Here is an 18,897-nt window from a genome sequence, read left to right on the forward strand (position 1 = left end):
TTATCTATAAAGGGTGAAATTTCCAATTAATTTTTTCTTGTCTCCAAGAATGTCTTTATAGTAAACTACATACCAATAATCTCCAGAAGGCATGGGTTTGCCGTTGTAAATTCCGTCCCAACCTTGCTGAATCCCTTTAAACTCTTTTAACAATCTACTATACCTATCATAGACAGAAACTTCTATTTCATGATATTCCTCTACTCTTTCTGGATACCAAAAATCGTTTTCATTATTATTATTTGGGGTAAAGAAATTTGGAATAAAAATATCGATATACACACCTTCAACAGCCGCAGAAACTTCACAACCTTTTGCATCTTTTACGGTGATGGTATAGGTTCTTGTTGCATTAATTATAAAGGTATTGTCCCAGTCGAAATCACCTCCATTTAAACTATACGTATAGGGTGAAGAACCCCCAATAGGGTCTGCAATTAAAGTATTTTTTGTATTGGTATCTATGGTAAGCTCTAGAGGTACAGACTTTTCTACCTCAATTTCGGTACTTACGGAACAACCATTTTCATGCACCGCTTTTACCCTATATTTTCCTGGCAATACATTAGAATACTTACCATCAGTTGTTGGACTTGTATCATTTAGCGTGTAGGTTATTTGATTTTGATATGCACTACTAACCGCTGCTACAATAGAGGCTCCTTCCTCACAAGTGTAACTTACATTTGCAGATACATTTAAATTTACTGCTGTCTTCAGCGAAACATCGATACTTTTTTCACAACCGTTTTTACCTTTTACCGTTACAGCATAGGTTTTACCTCCTTCTAAATTCGAAAATAGCGTTTGTCCTGTTACAAAAGCACCATTTTCTAACTTCGTTTCGTACGGTGCTTCATCACCAGAAATATCCAACTCAAAAGAAGCATTCGAATTTCCAACACAGGTTTCTTCAACAATATTTTTTAATGCTACTTTTAATTCTGAGGGTTCTGCAATAGTTATTTTTTGTGTAATTGGCTCACAATTTAAATTGTCTTTGACGCTAACTTCGTATACTCCTGAAGCTAAATTGGTAAATACACTCTGACTCTTAAAATTTACACCGTCTATACTGCACAAGAAATCACCTTGTCCGCCTTTTGCATTTATGGTAATTGTTCCGTTACTTTCGCCAAAACAAGAAATAGCGGTTGCAATTACCGGCCCATCAAAAATTAACGGTTCTGGATTATTTATTACAATTTCTTCGGTTACTATACATCCGTTTGTGTGTGTTACTGTTAAAGTGTGACTTCCTGAAGCAATGTCTTTAAATTCTCCATCAATTTGAGGCGTATTTCCGTCTAAAGAAAAAGTAACCTCACTTGCGTAAGCAGCATCAACCGTCGCGGAAATAGTTGTTAAATAATTTGTGCAATTTACTGTTGTTGTTGATTGTAAGTTTAAATCAACAGCTTCCTCTAGGTTTACAGTAACTACAGTTTTACAACCTTGGCTATCTTCAACAAAAACAACATGGGTTGTTTCTCCTGTAAGATTGCTAAAAGCTACTTGATTGTCAATAAAGACTCCATCGTTTAATTTTGTTTTATACGGTGCAGTTCCGCCTACAATATTTATAAAGAAAGAAGCATCTGCATTTCCAAAACATGTTTCTTGATTCACATTTATAGCCGTTGCCGTTAAGGCTGTAGGCTGCATAATTGTTACGGTTTGTAAAATAGAACAACCGCTTTCATCTTGCACAGTTATATTATAATTTCCTGCAGATAAATTGCTGAATGTATTCGAAGTTTCAAAGTTTAATTGATCTATACTGTACATGAGGTTTCCTGTTCCACCTTGGGCATTTATAGTAATTGTTCCATTATTCTCGCCAAAACAAGAAACATCAGTTTTAATTACGGGTCCATTAAAAATTAATGGTTCTGGATTATTTATTACAATCTCTTCGGTTACTATACATCCGTTCTCGTGAGTTACTGTTAAAGTATAGTTTCCAGAAGCAATATCTTTAAATTCTCCATTCGTTTGAGGCGTGCTTCCATCTAAAGAAAAAGTAACCTCATTCGCATAAGCAGCATCAATTGTCGCAGAAATAGTTGTTAGGTAATTTGTACAATCTACCGCTGTTGTTGATTGTAAGTTTAAATCAACAGCTTCTTCTAGGTTTACAATAACTACAGTTTCACAACCTTGGCTATCTTCAACAAAAACAACATGCGTTTTTCCTCCTGTAAGGTTGCTAAAAGCTACCTGATTGTCAATAAAAACTCCCCCATTTAATTTTGTTTTATACGGCGCTGTTCCACCAACAATAGCTACAGAAAAAGAAGCATCTGCATTTCCAAAACACGTTTCTTGCTTCACATTTATAGCCGTTGCCGTTAAGGCTGTAGGCTGCATAATTGTTACGGTTTGTAGAATAAAACAACCGCTTTCATCTTGCACAATAACATCATAATTTCCTGCAGATAAATTGCTGAATGTATTTGAAGTTTCAAATTTTAATTGATCTATACTGTAAATTAGGTTTCCTGTTCCACCTTGAGCATTTATAGTGATAGAACCATCATTTGATCCCAAACAGGTAATGTTTGTAACCGCTATTGGAGCAGTGAATTCTAACGGAACTGGATCAACAATTGTGTGTGTTGCTGTAGTGATCTCACAATCTTCACTGGTAACTCTAATTTTGTAAGTTCCAGAACCAAGATTGTCAAAAATTTCTGAAGTTTGTTGTGGTCTAACTACCACATTCGTATCCTCTAATAATTCATAGAAATAATTACCCAAACCACCAGAAGCATTTGCAGAAAGAACAGCGGTGTTTTCATTCGCACAGCTTACCAACGCAACGTCTAAATTAAGCGTCGCCGAAAGTGGTGTTACTGGTAAAATATTAATAATTGCTGATGTTTCTGAAGTACAACCATTTGCATCTTTTGCATAGAATTGGTAATCTCCTGGAGTTAAATTGAAAGTTGAGTTATTCCCAAAATTGATTCCATCTGAACTGTAGGTATAATTTCCAGCTCCACCATTTGCGGAAACAGTAACTGAAGCGGTTTCTGTCAAACAAGAAACTGAACTTGTTATATTGGCTTCAATAATAACCTTATTTGGTTCATTAATCGTAATTGGCAATTGTAAATCACAAGAATAATCATCAGAAATGGTAACCGTATAATTTCCTGCAGCTAAATCAGTAAAAATATTTGAGGATTGTTTTGCTGAAATTGTTTGCCCGTCTAATTGAATTTGATAAAAATAATTTGGAGGATTTCCTTGTCCGCCAGAAGAAACAGCTACTTGTATTGCTGCACTAGCCTCTCCAGCACAGCTATTTAATACCGTTTCCACTAACGTTGCTTGTATAGGTGTTGGTGCTTCTAAAACACTATTTTTTAGAACTTCACATCCATTTTTATCCTTTACAATGACATTATAAGCATCTGATGATAAATTAATTATTGAATTATTATTACTAAAATCTTGAATTATAGTTCCTGACGTAGTGGTTACTTTGTATTGGTAATCTCCCCAACCTCCCTTTGCGTTTATTAAAATTTCTCCGCTATTTGCAACTAAACAATTTATAGGAGTTTCTACGAAAAAAAAATCTAAAGGATTCATTGGATTTTCAATAGTAAATACTTCAGAAGTAACTTCACAAAAAGGAGTATTCGACATGTTTACTACTGTATAATATGCTCCTGCTGGTAAATTATTAATGGACGTTACACCCGTTCCTGTGCCAGAAATTGAGGTGGTGATTCCGCTATTATTATCAAATATTTCATAATTATACGCATCTGAATATGGTGTTGTTGTGCTAAAATCTAAAGTAACTTCACCCGTATTAGCACCAAAGCAGCTCACATCATTTACTTTATTTACCGTTAACTTAAAAGGGGTAATTTCTAAAACTTGATGTGTACGCTGTAAACTACATCCTGTTGTTAGGTTATTTACAGTAACTGTATACACATCTTCTGTTAAATTGAAAAATTCACCCGTATTGTTCGTTTCTGAAAATCCGTTTTTACCAACTACGGCATAACTAATATTTGCTATTGGTAATGTTGATGTATAATTTATAGAAATATGTTCTCCTGTAGCACAATCTAAAGCTTTATCAATAGTAATTGACGCCCCTGTAATTTCTGAAAATGGCTGAATTATAGCATTTGTACTTCCCATACAACCCAAAGAATCATACACGTTAATGCGATATGCTCCTCCGTTTTTATTCGTTGAATAATAAGTGCTGGTATTTCCTTTTTGTACAACTTCATCATCTGTTGTGGCTACTGTTCCTTTTGTGTCGATAAATTCGAAAATAGTGTATGAACCACTTCCACCAGAAATGGCTGTTTTATCAATAGAAATACTTGCGTTTTCGCCAGAATTTCCAACCAAACAATTAAATTCTGTAACCGTTGGAGTTGGAACTAGTATTGGATTAAATTCTAAAATATTCACGTTTGTTTTGTCAACATTACACCCATTAGAACTTAACGCGGTAATGGTATAAGTTCCAGGAGCAACATCTATAAAACTGTTTGAACTTGTATCAAAAGTTCCAGAAACAGGACTAATACTATACGTATAGGTGAGGCTGCTGTTTAAATTTTGGAATGAAATATTGCCAGAATTACTGCCACTACAAACACTGTTAGTAACCGTGTACGTAAAGTCTGGAAGTAATCTCTCTGGAATTTCTACCTCAATGGTTTTAAAACAACTTCCCGTAGCAAGGGCGTTATCAAAAACAGTAATATGATATGATGTTACGTTTGAAACACTAATTATTTCTGGATTATTAAGCAAATTGGTTCTAGAAAAAACGATATTTCCAAGACCGTCTGAAACTTCATAATCATAATCTCCAGAACCACTTGTAACGGTTAACGTTATTTCTGCATTAGGTGATGAAGAACAATCTAAATTTTTAGTAACCGTTCCTATAAAATCTAATTCAGGAATGATTTTTACAGTTTCAGCAGGACTCTCACAAGCGTTACTATCTTTTATTTTTACTTGATAGTCTCCTGGGGTTAAGTTTTCAAATACTGAAGTTGAAACATAACTTACCCCATTATCGATAGAATAAAAATAAGGTGCTAAACCATTGGCTCCAATAACTGTAATTGTTTTGTTACTATCACAACTATTCGCAGTTAAAGTTGAGATGGTTGGTTTTTCACTAACATTAAGTGTTACCGAATTTAAAACCTTGTTACATTCAGAGGCGTCTTTTACTGAAATTAATACTGTTGAAGAAATTGTTGGATCCACTAAATTTGACAACGGAACTTCTATAAACAAATCTGTAGTTACTATTGTCGAAACAAAGTTTGAACTTGAAAGTGTAAACTCATAATTTCCAAATCCGCCATAAATGCTTGAGATTTCTATAATTCCAGGAAGTGCACAGGTAATATCTTTTGCTACAACCGCCACACCAGTAATTTCCAAACCTCTTTTAACGCTAACATCTAAACTTCCCCAAGAACAAGAAGCGCCATTTGTAAGTACTAAGTAATAATCTCCGGCGGCCAAGTTAGATACTGTAATGTTATTTGTATTTGATTGACTTCCGTTTGAAATTATAGTGTTGGTTGTTTTATCAAATACATTCCAATTTAATATACCACTTAAAGGATTTTTAGCATCATCGATAGAAAACTCAATTTCACCAGTATCTGAAGTTGCACAGGCATCTTTTGTTACGTTTCCAGTAATTGCAATATCTGGAGTAAACGTATCATACACATTTGTATCATTTTGTTTGATACAGCCCGTAGCATCTTTTACGTAAAAAGTATAATTAAGCCCTGGTGTTAGATTATCAAAAATATATTGCAACGATGTTGATGGTATAGGCGTCTGCCAATCTGTTGTAGAATTAATTGCAAACTGATACGGTGCAACACCATCTTGCGCTTCTACTGTTACATTAAAACCATCTACACAACTTCCTCCTGGAGCTGTACTAACAACTAAATTAGAAACTGGGTAGGGAATTGTATACGGATCTAAAACTTTTTCACATCTTACTGTAACTCCATCTGTTTCTAACAATCTGATAACTGGAAATACCTTTGTTCCTGAAGGGTTATTCAAAAAAACAGGATTTGTACTCCAATTTGCTCCATTGTCTGAACTATAATTTAAAATATAAGGAGCGTAAGAATTTGTTACTTCAAATTCAAAACCAAATTGAGTTGGATCTGTAATGGTACAATCTGGAACAATCGGTTTTATATTTGCTTCCAAATCCAAAGGTTCTATAACAGCAGCATTGGTTGTTTTTGAACAACCATCAGCACCTGTAACTTCAATTGTATAATTTCCTGCGGATAAATTTACATACTCTTTTAAAGTTCCATAAAAGAATACCGTCGTGTTTGTATAACCATTAGAGCCATTTACTTCAATCGAATAAGGAGCTTTACTACCAGAAATAGCAATTTCAATTTTTCCTTTTTCACCAAAACATTTTGGGTCTGTTGCTGTAGCAATAACATTTAAATCTGGTGTTTTATGAATGGTAACTGTTTTTATGAATTCACAAAAACCAGTATTTCCAGATCGATCTCTTACATACACATCATAATTTCCTGCAATCGAAATAGTTTTGTTGTTTGTATTTCCAAAATCAGCATTTGTAGGTAAAACTCCAGCATCCACAAAAGCATATACATAAGCGCCATTTCCACCTGAAGCCGTTACAGAAATTGCTCCTGAAGTACAGGAAATATCTGTAGTTAAAATACTGGCATTTAACTGCGGATAAATGGTATGATTAGAAATTACAGATTCACATCCTAAAGCATCTTTTACATTTATAGTATAGGTATTGGGAACTAAATTTTTAAAAATATAGGCATTTGGAGTCGCTACATCTGGAGAAAACCAAAGTCCATTATTAATTCTAAATGTATAGTCTCCATTTCCTTGGGTGACATTTACAGAAATTTCTCCGTTGTTCCCTGTATAACATTGCGCACTCGTAGCGGTATGTTGTAACGTAACTGGTGTATTAATTTGAATTACAGCATCTGTTGTTGCCAAACATCCGTTTGTATCTCTTGCTTTTATTGTATAAATTCCTGAAGAAAGATTCGTAAATTGAGTTTGCCAGGTTGTACCATTGTCGATACTGAATTCATAGGGTGCCTTTCCTCCAGCAGCACTAGGCGTTATTGTTGCGTCAGAACTTCCGCAAGAAAGGTTTTTGGTAATAGTTGCCGTAACCGTAACTACTGATGGTTCAGAAATAATTTGTGTGTCTAAATCTAAAATACAGGTATCTTTTTTTAGTTGGATGGCATAATTTCCTTGAGGTAGTGTATTTAATATGATTGGTGAACTTGTAGCAGCAACCCAACTTCCCCCGTTTACAGCATACTCAAAATTACTTCCAAAATTTTCTGCATTTATGGTAATGCTTCCGTCTGAATTTCCATTACAGGTAGCATCAGAAACACTAGAAACGGTTCCTTTAAACGTATTGTTTGGCAACACCTCTACAACAATAGTTTCAGTACAATTACTGCCGTAATTAATTTCAATAGGATAGCTTCCTTCAGAAATATTCGTAAAAATAGTATTTGACGAAAACGCACCTCCATTAAAACTATAAGTATAAAGAGCATTGGTAGGCAGTATTGTAATTGTGCCTTTACCATCACATGCATACACAACATTTGCTGTTCCATTTGGTGCAGTTGGCAGTGGATTTATAGTAATATTTGGTAAATTTAAAACACAGTTATTTGCATCTTTTATAGAAACGGTATAAATTCCTGAACCTAAATTATTAAAAGTGCTGTTAGTAACATAATTACTATTGTCTATACTGAATTTATACGGTGCTTTTCCTCCTGAAGGCATATCAAAAGTGATGATGCCATCTGTAGTACAGGTATAATCTTGTGTTAAGCTTGCACTCCCAACAATTTCAGTGGGTTCTGTTACTAAAATGCTACGTTCATAAGTACAGGTTTCTCCCGCTTTTGCAGCATTTATTTTAATAACATACGTATCTGGAGCTAGATTGTTAAAAATGCCATTTCCTTGATAGGTTACACCATTGTCAATACTATAGGTTAGGCTATATCCTAAATTACTTCCTTGAATACTTACATTGATACTTCCACTATTTTCGCCATAACAAGTGCTATTATTTACAGTTTCATTAAATGCTAAATCGTCTTCTTTAGAAATAGTTACTGGGTTTGAAATCGTCCAACAATTGTTAGCGTCCATCACCAAATATTCATAGATCCCTTCTTTTCCTAAAGGAATAGCAATTGTGCTTGACGTAAAGAAATCTGAAACCGGAATTGCATCAGCATCGCTATAAAGATTAGTACCATTATAGGACCAAATGGCAAAATTATAGATTGGAACTCCGCCTGAGGGATTTAATTCTATACTTCCGTCTAAACAATTAATGCTTTTAGTGGCAGTTGCTGATAAATCTAATGGACTTGGCTTGGTAAAAGTTACCTCACCAATAAAATTACAACTGTTAGATGCTGTTACTTCTACACTGTAAAAACCTGCTTGAGAAACATCAAAACTATAATCATTATCTGCTATGGGACCAACCGTAGACAACAAGTTGCCGTCTTTGTATAGTTTATAAGTATAATCTCCAGCAATATTATCTACTTGCACTCGTATTTCACCTGTAGAGTCTGAGCAAGAAATAGGCTGCGTAATTAGTTTTACGTCGATATCTTTTTCTACAATATCTATATTTACTAAAGAATAAATACAAGAAGTTATGGATCCTCCTTTTTTTCTGATAAATACATTATAACTGCCTGCTGAAGTTACATCAAAAACGTTACGATCTTGGTAAGAGCCCACATTATTGGTTAGACTGTATTCGTAATCTACAGGCACATTATTAATGGTGATGCTTCCTGGAGTTCCACAAATAATATCTTTTGTAATAACAGCTGGGTCTATCGTTGCTTTAAAAACATTAAAGTAAAATCTTTTAAAACAACCACCTTGAGAACGGATTTCTAGACGATATTGCCCTGGTGCATCTGCTGTAAAATCGTTCTCTGTTTTTACCGTATTCCAAGTACATGCATTGTCTACATTTGCACAATCTGAGTTGGTGACTGCTCCGCAAGAAGTTTCATCTAACTTTTGCCATAAAATGGTATTTGAATTAAAAATTGTTGTTTTTATTTCTTTGATACTCCCGTCTCCACACAAATATATTTCAGATAATTTTGAACCATCATTAGGACAGGTTTTTATTTCATCTGCATAGGCTAACAATGGATTTTCTTGCGTAATAAAAGATTTAACGTTTACAATTTCAGAAGTACTAATACAACCCACTGGCGCAATTTTATCAACGGTATATCTTCCCGTACTTGAAACTGTTACTGATTGAGAATTCCCAATAACAACTCCGTTTTCATTTTTCCATTCGTAAGATAAAAAACCACTTCCGGCTGTTAATGTAACGGTTGCTGCACATAAAATTTCATCACGCTCATATTTACAACCGTCTACATCTACTAAAAAATTTGATGGCCCTTCTAAACCAATATTACAAGCATCTACACCATAAAAACTGGGATCTTCATTGATTGAAATTCCGCTTGTTTTTCCTGTATAACTTGTAATTACCTGATTTTCTATTTTGTTTGAACAAACATCTCTTAACTCGTTACAATTTTCTACCACTTTTGTCTTGATACGAATCGTATAGGCTGGATCTCCTTTTTCTACCAAACCATTTGGAATCGTAAACCTTAAAACTCCTCGAAATTCATTCGCTAAAACGGGAGGTTCATAAGTATATTTAACACCTGGTGGAAGGATTAATTCTGACTCTAAAAAATCTACATTTTTGGGAAGCCTGTCAATTAAAACAGCACCTAAAGCATCATCATTTCCTTTATTTCTAAAACTTACATTGTACCAAATTAAATCTCCTAAATCCACATTTTTCCCTCCAATATCTACCCCTTCGCCGTTATCTATGGTTTTAATTAATTCGATATTTGGTTCAATAATGTCTATACTCATTGCATTTAAGAAAACCCAATACCCATCTCCTTTAGAAGTCATTTGTACCTTTGCACTGGTTTGATCATTTGCAATTAATTTGTTATTCACGTTATTAACAGTAAACAAATCTGCATCAAACCCTAGGGTATTTTGACTGCTGGGAACTCTTCCTACCTGAAAAGTATCATCTATAGTGATAGAACCGTTGAAGAAATTTGTAGCAGCATTTAAGTTGGGTGTAAACAAGTCTTGATAAGCTCCATTCACATCTTCCATTTTAAATTGATCTCCCTTCAAATTATAATCACCCTCTAAAGCAGCTACTAGCATTCTAGCTTTTACAGGGCCTACAGGAATGGTATTAAAACCCGAATAAGAAACCTCTGCAGATTTAGGGTTTGAACCTCCTTGAACACTTGCAAAACCATCAAAAATAGAAACTCTTCTACTTGGCTCTGTCTGGTTTTCGTAAACCACCACCATTATCCAACCTCCTGAAGAACCCGTGTTACTGGTACCTCTTACTGTTGCTCTTATGTTTGCTGCATAATAGTCTCCGTTTGAATCACCTAAAGCACTTACTATAGAAGTAATGTCTTTGTAACAGGTGTACACTACTTTTTCTGCCTCTGTACTTGTTTGTCCGTCAAAAATAATATCTCCAATAATATCTTGATAATTACCTCCTGGAAGTTTAAATTTAATTTTGTTAAAATCACTACTTCTAGCCTCTTTAGTGTCCCAGTATCTATACGGATATACGGCTGTCCAGTACAAACCTGCATGCACAACTTTAGAACAATTTGGTAGATTTAATTGAGCTTTACTTGATGAAAATGTGGTTGCATCTCCATCTATATCAATATAATTAAGATTTAATTTATTGTTTCCTTCACTAGTGCCGTTATAATTATCATTTGGTACTGTACCACCTTGATCTTTACTGACAATGTTATTTGCTATAAAGGAAATGTCTCCTTTTAAATTAACGCCTCCATTTACTAATCTTTGTGTAAACGGAACGTTTTTAGCACTTGTGGAAGTTTCACTTTTCGTTTGAGCATAAAACTCTAGGCTAACTGTTTGCACTATTAGCAAAAGCAGTAGCCACTTGCTGTGGTGTAATAATTTTTTCATACTTAGGGGATTATGAATTTTAATTGATATTATTTTATTTTATATGCATGACCCATTTATCTTCTTTATAATTTCCATTTAGATTAGAATGGTATATTTCTAATATTTCTTTCTTTGACTCTTTTTTGTCTAAATAGACATACCTATAATTATTTCTTGGATAGATAAAAAATGCTGGGTTTAAGCCTTTGTTAGCTAATTGTACCATAAACCTATTTGCATTAGATTTTTTAGAAAAAACACTTACAATTAAGTAATAACCTGGCTCTAAACCGTTACCAGATTTCATTATTTTAAATTTAGCGGGCTTATTTATGCTCGGTTTTACCGTGGAGGTTTTTATCCTCTTTTTTGGTATTGTTTTTTTAGTTGTAACAATTTTTCTTGGTTGTTGTGGTTTTTTATAAACGCTATTCACAGGAATTACACCTACGCTATTTTCGTTTACTTTCACAATAGATAATAACTTTGTATAGCGATTATTTAATTTTGAACTTACTGCTTTTTGAGCTTCGCTATTTGTACCAAAAGAAGCTAAATACACATAATAATTATTCCTTCTAGGATGCTTAAAGTACTTTGCGTCAAAGCCTTTATCTTTCATTGTTTTGGTAAAGGCAATTGCATTGTTCTCGCTTGAATAATAATTTGCAACTACAAAATATCCATTAGGAGTTTCTGCTGGGAATGTAGCTTTTAATGGATTTATTTTTGGCTCTTCAAGAAGGACTGCTTTCTTTTTTATAGGTGTTTTCTTCGGAACAACTTTAGGAAGTATCTTTTTTGGTGTAGTAAACTCTTTTTTCTCTAGAAACTCCGTTTTTTCGAGTGTGGTGTCTTTCTTTTTGTTTGAAACAATTTCTACAGCAGTATTCTGTTGGTTGCTTTTGATGAGTCTTAGCAATTGTAAGTGCTTTCTTTGCGTTTCTTTTTTCTGAATTTCATTGATAGAATCTTGACGAATTTTATAGGTGTCTATAATTTTATCAACCGCTTCTTTTTTAGCGTTGTTTTGATTTTCTTTATATTCTTTTTGAGTTAAACCCGCAGTATTAATATCTAAACCTGTTGCCTCTAAATCATTTAATTTGGCATAGTCTTGTTTCCCGAAATTATAGGTCAATCCTATTTCGTTGGTAACGCCTAAGTTATTTTTTCCTTGTTCGTAGACAAAACCTATCGAAATTCTCTCGGAAATATTAAATCCAATTCCTAAAGCTGTTCCGTAGAAATCATCGTATGTAGATTGAATCCAACCAATTTTAGGCAAATCTAGAAGTAGACTTCCCGTAAATCTAGTGGTATTTTCACCGGGCTTCCTAACAATACTTAACAATTGAAGTTTTCCGTCTTTTAACAATCCACCATTATTTTTAAATGGTTTTGTATACATGAAATGACCTGAAACTGTTTTTTCTGAAAAAGGGGTAATAAATTCATAGGCTTTCAAATCATAATCTATTAAATTTTCAAAGAAAACGCCCAGATCAAAACTCCCCAAAGTAAGATTTACCGCGGGTTGAAAGTTAATTAAAGGTCTTTCTTGAAAATTTGTTAAAAACGGATCTGGATTGGTGACCACAATTTTGCTGCGATCAATTCCGTTTCTTGAGTACATAAAATTAAAACCGAATGCCAGTGCATTTTTATCACTCAGTTTTACTTGATAACCATAGTTTAAAAGCACTCCAAAATTCTTAAATATGCCAAAATTCTGTTGAAAAACCCCTAAACCAACTCCTACTTTTTCGCTAATTCTTCCTGAGTAACTTCCTACGTACAATTGAGGAGAATCATCAAAATCTGAAAACTTATTTCTACTTAAAAAACTTAAAGAGGTTGTGTTTTCTCTAGCAACAGAAAAAGTGGGGTTTAAAAAGAAACGATTGTGCTTTAAAAAGTTATGTGAAGAAAAATTATTATACAATTCTTCTTGAGTACTTTGTGAAAAAATACTCGTGGCGCATAAAATTAAAAATGCACTATATATGGGGGTTTTAAACATATTATTTGATGACTGAAATAGTTCCTTTTTTTATCGTTTCGTTTTTTCGTTTGATGACATAAAAAAACAATTGGTTTTTTAAAATAGCCATGTTTTTTGGCCAATCGTTTTGATAGTTTGTTGTTTTTAGTAGCGATCTACCATTGGCATCGTAAATGGCTACTTCTACGTCTGCATTAAATGAATATTGGTTAGACAACACCCAAGTATCATTGATACCATCTCCGTTTAAAGTAAGCGCATTTGGTACTGTTTCTTCCCCCATTTCAGAAACAGTTACTATTTTTAAAACTTCACAATCTTCTACTTTTGCTAATAGATTGTAGCTCCCTGATTTGCTAATCTCTATAGAAGCGACTGAACTTAACACGTTCCCATCATCATCTAACCACTCATAAGCATCTGCACCACTAGCATTTATGATTTTAGTTTCCCCCGAATTTAAAACAACAGTTAGTGGCGAATCTATGGTAACTACAGACTCGTCAAATTCTTTTATGATGATTTCTTCTGATGTAGTTTTGCAACCAAAAGCTACTACCTCAAGATGATAATTACCCGATGCTAATACCTCTAAAATTGCGTTATTCTCGTTCGGTATAATGGTATTATCTTTAAACCATTGATAGGTATAGTTTGTATTATTAGAGGTACTTAATTGAATTGAAGCATCCTCACAAATGATATTTGAAATCGATGAGGAAGTTATCGAAACAGTTGGTAAATTCAATTTTACATCAATTTCATTTGAGTTAGCTTTTACACTGCCTGAAGTTACTTCTAAAGCATAAACACCATTTTCATCATAATTATTTAAAAGCAAGTCTTTGCTTGAACTAGTTGTAAAAATCGTACCATCTTTCAACCATTTAAAATCTAAATAGTTAAATTGATCTGCTGTTAAGGTATGTTCTTTATTTTCTGAATCTCTCACCAAAATAGTGTGGATTGCTAAGGTTGCTGCACTAGATTGACAAGAAGTATAATTTGAATCGATCTGTATTTCTGTCGTTAAAGAAACAATGTCGTTCACTATAAATTCTGGTGATTCTTCACTGCTTGCACAAACACTTCCACCCGTAACTTTTGCTTTGTAAATTCCTGGTGCTGTAATTTCAATTTGATTTTTATTACTATTTGCAATCTCAACACTGTCTTTAAACCATTTTACGGAAGCATTCACTGCAGTATGCTCTATTTTTAACGATTTTGTTTCACCCGCAAGAATAAAGGTGGTTGTTTCTGAAATTGCAGCAATCGAAAAATTTGTACTCGTTTCTTTAACAGTTACCTCTTCTGAAGTTCCCAAGCATCCGTTAGTATTTTCTATTTCTACATAATACGTACCTAAATCGCTGCTATTGGTTATTGTATATGTTGGCGAATAACTGGGTAATGAAGCAACTTTAACACCATCTTTATACCATGAATAGCTATAATCTGAATTATTTACGGAAGCTTCTAAGGTATGAGAACTTCCTAAACAGACTTCAACGATGGCATCTCCTTTTATCTCTGCTTCAACTCCAGGAAATTTTATGACTTCAACAATATTAGAGATTACCGCAGCATAACAAGAACCATAAAATATTTCACTGTAATACAAACCCGGTTCTGTAACCTCTAATGTTGAACCTCCTAAATAGAATTTAACTCCGTCTTTATACCATTGATATTTAGAGGCATTTGTAATATTTAATGCTAATGTTTTGGTAGCACCATCACAAAGAATTACATCTGTATAATTATTTAAAATGAGTCTTTCTGAAGTAATATAATAGGCTTCAAAAACAGCTGATTCTGGGCTCATTTTTTCTGGTGAAGAAGATTTTACTCTAAGTTTATACCCTGTTCCATGCACATTGGTGGGTATTTGAAAAGTAGTTGTAAACTTAAAAGATGCATTTTGATTAGAAATGGTCTTTAAAATAGCTGGTGATGAAAAATCGCCATTTTTATCTGACAACTCTAACGTAAAAGTGTTGTTATTGTTAAAAGAAGCGTTGGTGTATGCTATTGCTACTTCAAAAGAATTAAAGCTAGCACTAGCGCATGCATAAGAGTAACTCAATATTGGTTTCTCAAATTCTTGAGACACTAATAAAAGCGTACTTAAAATTAATAAAAAAGTTATAGGGACTCTTTTTTTAATAATTCTTGTTTTTAATATCTACTAACTAGGTTAGCGATGGGGGTTACAATACCAAAAATACAAGTTTTTTTAAGAAAAAGAAATGTTTTCTAGAACTTTCTTTAATTCTGATTTAGAATGAGTTAAGAATTTAATCTTGAAAATCTTGGAAAGAGGGCAATAATTTGTCTTTATCTGATAACTGAATCTCAAAGTCTTTTAAACCCCAATCGATTGATAAATCGATGTCATTATAAAGAACTCCGTCTTCAGATTCTTTATGGTAATAATTATCACATTTGTAGGAAAATATAGTATGATCTTCTAAGGTTGCAAAACCATGTAAAAATCCTCTCGGCACAAATAATTGTTGATTGTTTTCTTCTGTTAATACTATCGAAAAATGTTTTCCAAAGGTTGGTGAGTCTTTTCTAACATCTACAGCAATATCTAAAACACTGCCTTTAATCACTCTTACCAACTTCGCTTGCGCATACTTGCCTTTTTGCAAATGCAGGCCTCTCAAAACGCCTCTTTGTGAAATAGATTGATTGTCTTGAACAAAGTCTATTTTTAAACCTATTTTTTCTTCAAATATTTTTTGATTAAAAACTTCAAAGAAATTTCCTCTATGATCTCCAAAAACTATCGGTTCTATGATAAAACAACCTTTTAAAAATGTTTCCGTAACCTTCATTATAATTTTAATAAATTTTTTGAATACCCACTTTTTAATAAAGGTTTTGTTAAGGCAATCATTTGTTTTTTTGAAATAAAGCCAGCTCTAAATGCAGCTTCTTCAATAGCACCAACCTTTAAACCTTGCCTTTCTTCTATTACTTGTACAAATTGGCCTGCTTGCATTAAAGAATCGAAAGTACCCGTATCTAACCAAGCGGTTCCTCTATCTAAAATTTGTACAGATAATTTTTGTTTCTTTAAATACACATTATTTACCTCTGTAATTTCTAATTCTCCTCTTTTACTGGGTTTTATATTTTTAGCAATAGCGATTACTTCATTATCATAAAAATAAATTCCAGGAACTGCAAAATTAGATTTAGGTTTTAAAGGTTTTTCTTCAATTGATAAAACGTTGTTATCTGTATCAAACTCAACAACTCCATATCTTTCTGGATCGTTTACATGATAGGCATACACAATGCCACCATCTGGATTGTTATTTGCTTTTAACAAGTCTGACAAACCTGTTCCATAAAAAATATTATCGCCTAATATTAGAGCTACTTTGTCTTTCCCAATGAACTTCTCACCAATAATGAAAGCTTCTGCTAATCCGTTAGGATTTTCTTGAACTGCATATTCAAAATGACATCCTATTTGATTTCCATTTCCTAACAACTCTTTAAAAAGCGGTAGATCTTTGGGCGTAGAAATAATTAATATTTCACTGATTCCAGCAGAAATTAAAGTAGCAATTGGATAATAAATCATCGGTTTATCATATACTGGCATTAACTGTTTGCTAACTGCCAATGTTAGTGGATGTAACCTTGTACCAGAACCTCCTGCTAAAACTATTCCTTTCATTTTATTTGTATTTTTTTAAATACCATTGAATGGTTTTCAAAATTCCAGATTCAAAATTCTCATCTGCTCTCCAACCCAATTCTGTCTCTAATTTAGAAGCATCTATTGCATATCTAAAATCATGACCTGGCCTATCTTTTACAAAACTTATTTGCGCTTTATACGATTCTTTTTTGGGTTGAATCTCATCTAAAATCTCACAAATCTTATTTGCTATATAAAGGTTATTTCTTTCGTTTTTACCTCCAATATTATAAGTTTCTCCTAAGTTTCCATTTTTATACACCAATTCAATTCCGGTACAATGATCTAAAACATAGAGCCAATCTCTGATGTTTTTTCCATCTCCATAAATAGGAATTTCTTCACCAGAAACAGCTTTTCGAATAATGGTGGGTATTAGCTTTTCATCATGTTGTTTAGGTCCATAATTATTAGAACAATTTGTGGTAACCACATTCATTCCGTAGGTATGAAAATAACTCCTCACCAAGAAATCTGAAGATGCTTTTGAAGCACTGTAAGGACTATTTGGAGCATAAGGGGTGTCTTCTGTAAACAAACCTTCAGTTCCTAAAGTACCATACACTTCATCTGTTGAAATATGATGAAATCTTGAGTTTTTAAATGCTGTTTTATAATTATTTGGAGCATGCATCCAATAATTTTTAGCAACATCTAACAAGTTAAAAGTTCCAAAAACGTTTGTGCTCACAAATGCATCTGGATTTTTTATAGAATTGTCTACATGAGATTCTGCTGCAAAATGAATGACTCCTGTAAAATGGAAATCATTAAATAGCTTTTCAACTAAATTTCGATTACAAATATCTCCTTCAATAAAGGTATATCTAACATTATTTTTTAGCTCATTTAAGTTTTTTAAATCACCTGCGTAGGTAAGTAAATCTAAATTTACAACATGATAGTCTTGATTTTTTTCTAAGAAAAAAGGAATAAAATTAGAACCTATAAAACCTGCTCCTCCAGAAATTAAAATTGTTTTCATGCTTACTTTTTATAATTATTTAAGTAAGTGTTTAATTTTAACGATACTAAAATAAAAATCATACATAAGGCTCCTAAAATAGCTAATTGAAACGCCGTATTTTTAGTAATCCCTTTAATTTCATACCCAATAGGTTGAAAGTTAGAAATAACGTTTATGATTTCATACTTCTCTGATTTATCTAAAGCAATCTCTTTCAACTCTTCATTTATTTTTCTATTGGTTTCAAAAAGTTCTAATTCTTTTGTTGTTCTTTTCTCTCCTCCTAAATCTATACTGGTTCCTGAAGCTTGCTTTTTAGCCTCTTCAATCATCACTTGCATGTATACTTTTCTTAAAGAATCTATTTGAGATAAATTTTGACGATATAAAGAATCTGTTCTATTTAAATTCTCGTTTGTTAACTCTTTTAAACGACTGAAATAACGATTATTTACAATAGAAGAAATAATTACCTCATCTAATTGATGAAAAACATCATTTTTCTCAGCAACAACATTTATTTTATGAATGTTATAGTCTAAGTCTGTAAAAGAAGTTTTAAACTCATCGTATGTATAACTTTTTACCGTAGTAGTGTCTACCTCTAATACAAAATCATTGTAGGAATTTATGATGTCATTTTCGTTTACAATAGGCTCTATCGAGAATTTTTTAAGAGATGCAGCCGTTTGTTTATCTAGCTTAAAAGTTCTAACCAAACCAGCGGTATCTTTTTGCTTTACTAAATCATTATAAAAATTTATATTATTATAAAGTTGAGTAGCACTTTTAAAATTAGCCTGCACGAGTAAGTCTGAACCATACTTTTCAGGTGATTTTAGTTCTAAAAAAAAACCAATGCCAAAACCAATAATTGCAGCGATTCCTATTTTAATAATATTTTCTTTTAGGAAAATTAGTATCGAAATAAATACGTGAAAGATTCCTTTAAAGATATTTCCTATAAAGTTAAAAAATTTCGAAAATCCTTTTCCTATGATTACAAATAAAGAGCCTAAATCTACTTCTTCTTCGTTGTTTTTGGTGGGTTGGTTTGTTGACATA

General features: G+C 33.0%; 7 protein-coding genes. All 7 read right to left on the minus strand.

Features of this window, described 5'->3' with window-relative positions; all coding sequences use genetic code 11:
- The gene (locus Q0998_RS13470; RefSeq protein WP_299670578.1) at nucleotides 1-11,154 is read right to left on the minus strand and encodes a T9SS type B sorting domain-containing protein; all 11,154 of its coding nucleotides are present in this window, start codon (nucleotides 11,152-11,154) and stop codon (nucleotides 1-3) included.
- 34 nt (nucleotides 11,155-11,188) lie between these two features.
- On the minus strand, nucleotides 11,189-13,159 hold the full coding sequence (locus tag Q0998_RS13475; protein WP_299670580.1) for a PorP/SprF family type IX secretion system membrane protein: 1,971 nt from the start codon (nucleotides 13,157-13,159) through the stop codon (nucleotides 11,189-11,191).
- A gap of 1 nt (nucleotide 13,160) precedes the next feature.
- A complete protein-coding gene (locus tag Q0998_RS13480) occupies nucleotides 13,161-15,257 on the minus strand; it encodes a gliding motility-associated C-terminal domain-containing protein (RefSeq protein ID WP_299670582.1) in 2,097 nt (698 codons plus the stop codon).
- Nucleotides 15,258-15,441: 184 nt separating this feature from the next.
- Nucleotides 15,442-15,987, minus strand: coding sequence for a dTDP-4-dehydrorhamnose 3,5-epimerase (rfbC, locus tag Q0998_RS13485; RefSeq protein ID WP_299670583.1), 546 nt, complete (start codon nucleotides 15,985-15,987; stop codon nucleotides 15,442-15,444).
- Entirely contained in the window at nucleotides 15,987-16,841 is an 855-nt protein-coding gene (gene rfbA, locus Q0998_RS13490; protein ID WP_299670585.1) for a glucose-1-phosphate thymidylyltransferase RfbA, read from the minus strand. Before rfbA ends, rfbC begins: the two co-directional genes overlap by 1 nt.
- A gap of 1 nt (nucleotide 16,842) precedes the next feature.
- Entirely contained in the window at nucleotides 16,843-17,850 is a 1,008-nt protein-coding gene (rfbB, locus tag Q0998_RS13495; protein ID WP_299670587.1) for a dTDP-glucose 4,6-dehydratase, read from the minus strand.
- A gap of 2 nt (nucleotides 17,851-17,852) precedes the next feature.
- Complete coding sequence (locus Q0998_RS13500; RefSeq protein ID WP_299670589.1) at nucleotides 17,853-18,896, minus strand: hypothetical protein; 1,044 nt, start codon at nucleotides 18,894-18,896, stop codon at nucleotides 17,853-17,855.
- Nucleotide 18,897: the final 1 nt, after the last annotated feature.

This window comes from uncultured Polaribacter sp. (genome assembly GCF_947501385.1).
Taxonomy (GTDB): domain Bacteria; phylum Bacteroidota; class Bacteroidia; order Flavobacteriales; family Flavobacteriaceae; genus Polaribacter.

Excerpts from the sequence above, each read along its gene's own strand:
- Q0998_RS13470 (WP_299670578.1), bottom strand. The coding sequence starts at position 11,154 with ATGAAAAAATTATTACACCACAGCAAGTGGCTACTGCTTTTGCTAATA.
- rfbB (WP_299670587.1), bottom strand. The coding sequence starts at position 17,850 with ATGAAAACAATTTTAATTTCTGGAGGAGCAGGTTTTATAGGTTCTAAT.
- rfbC (WP_299670583.1), bottom strand. The coding sequence starts at position 15,987 with ATGAAGGTTACGGAAACATTTTTAAAAGGTTGTTTTATCATAGAACCG.
- Q0998_RS13500 (WP_299670589.1), bottom strand. The coding sequence starts at position 18,896 with ATGTCAACAAACCAACCCACCAAAAACAACGAAGAAGAAGTAGATTTA.
- Q0998_RS13475 (WP_299670580.1), bottom strand. The coding sequence starts at position 13,159 with ATGTTTAAAACCCCCATATATAGTGCATTTTTAATTTTATGCGCCACG.
- rfbA (WP_299670585.1), bottom strand. The coding sequence starts at position 16,841 with ATGAAAGGAATAGTTTTAGCAGGAGGTTCTGGTACAAGGTTACATCCA.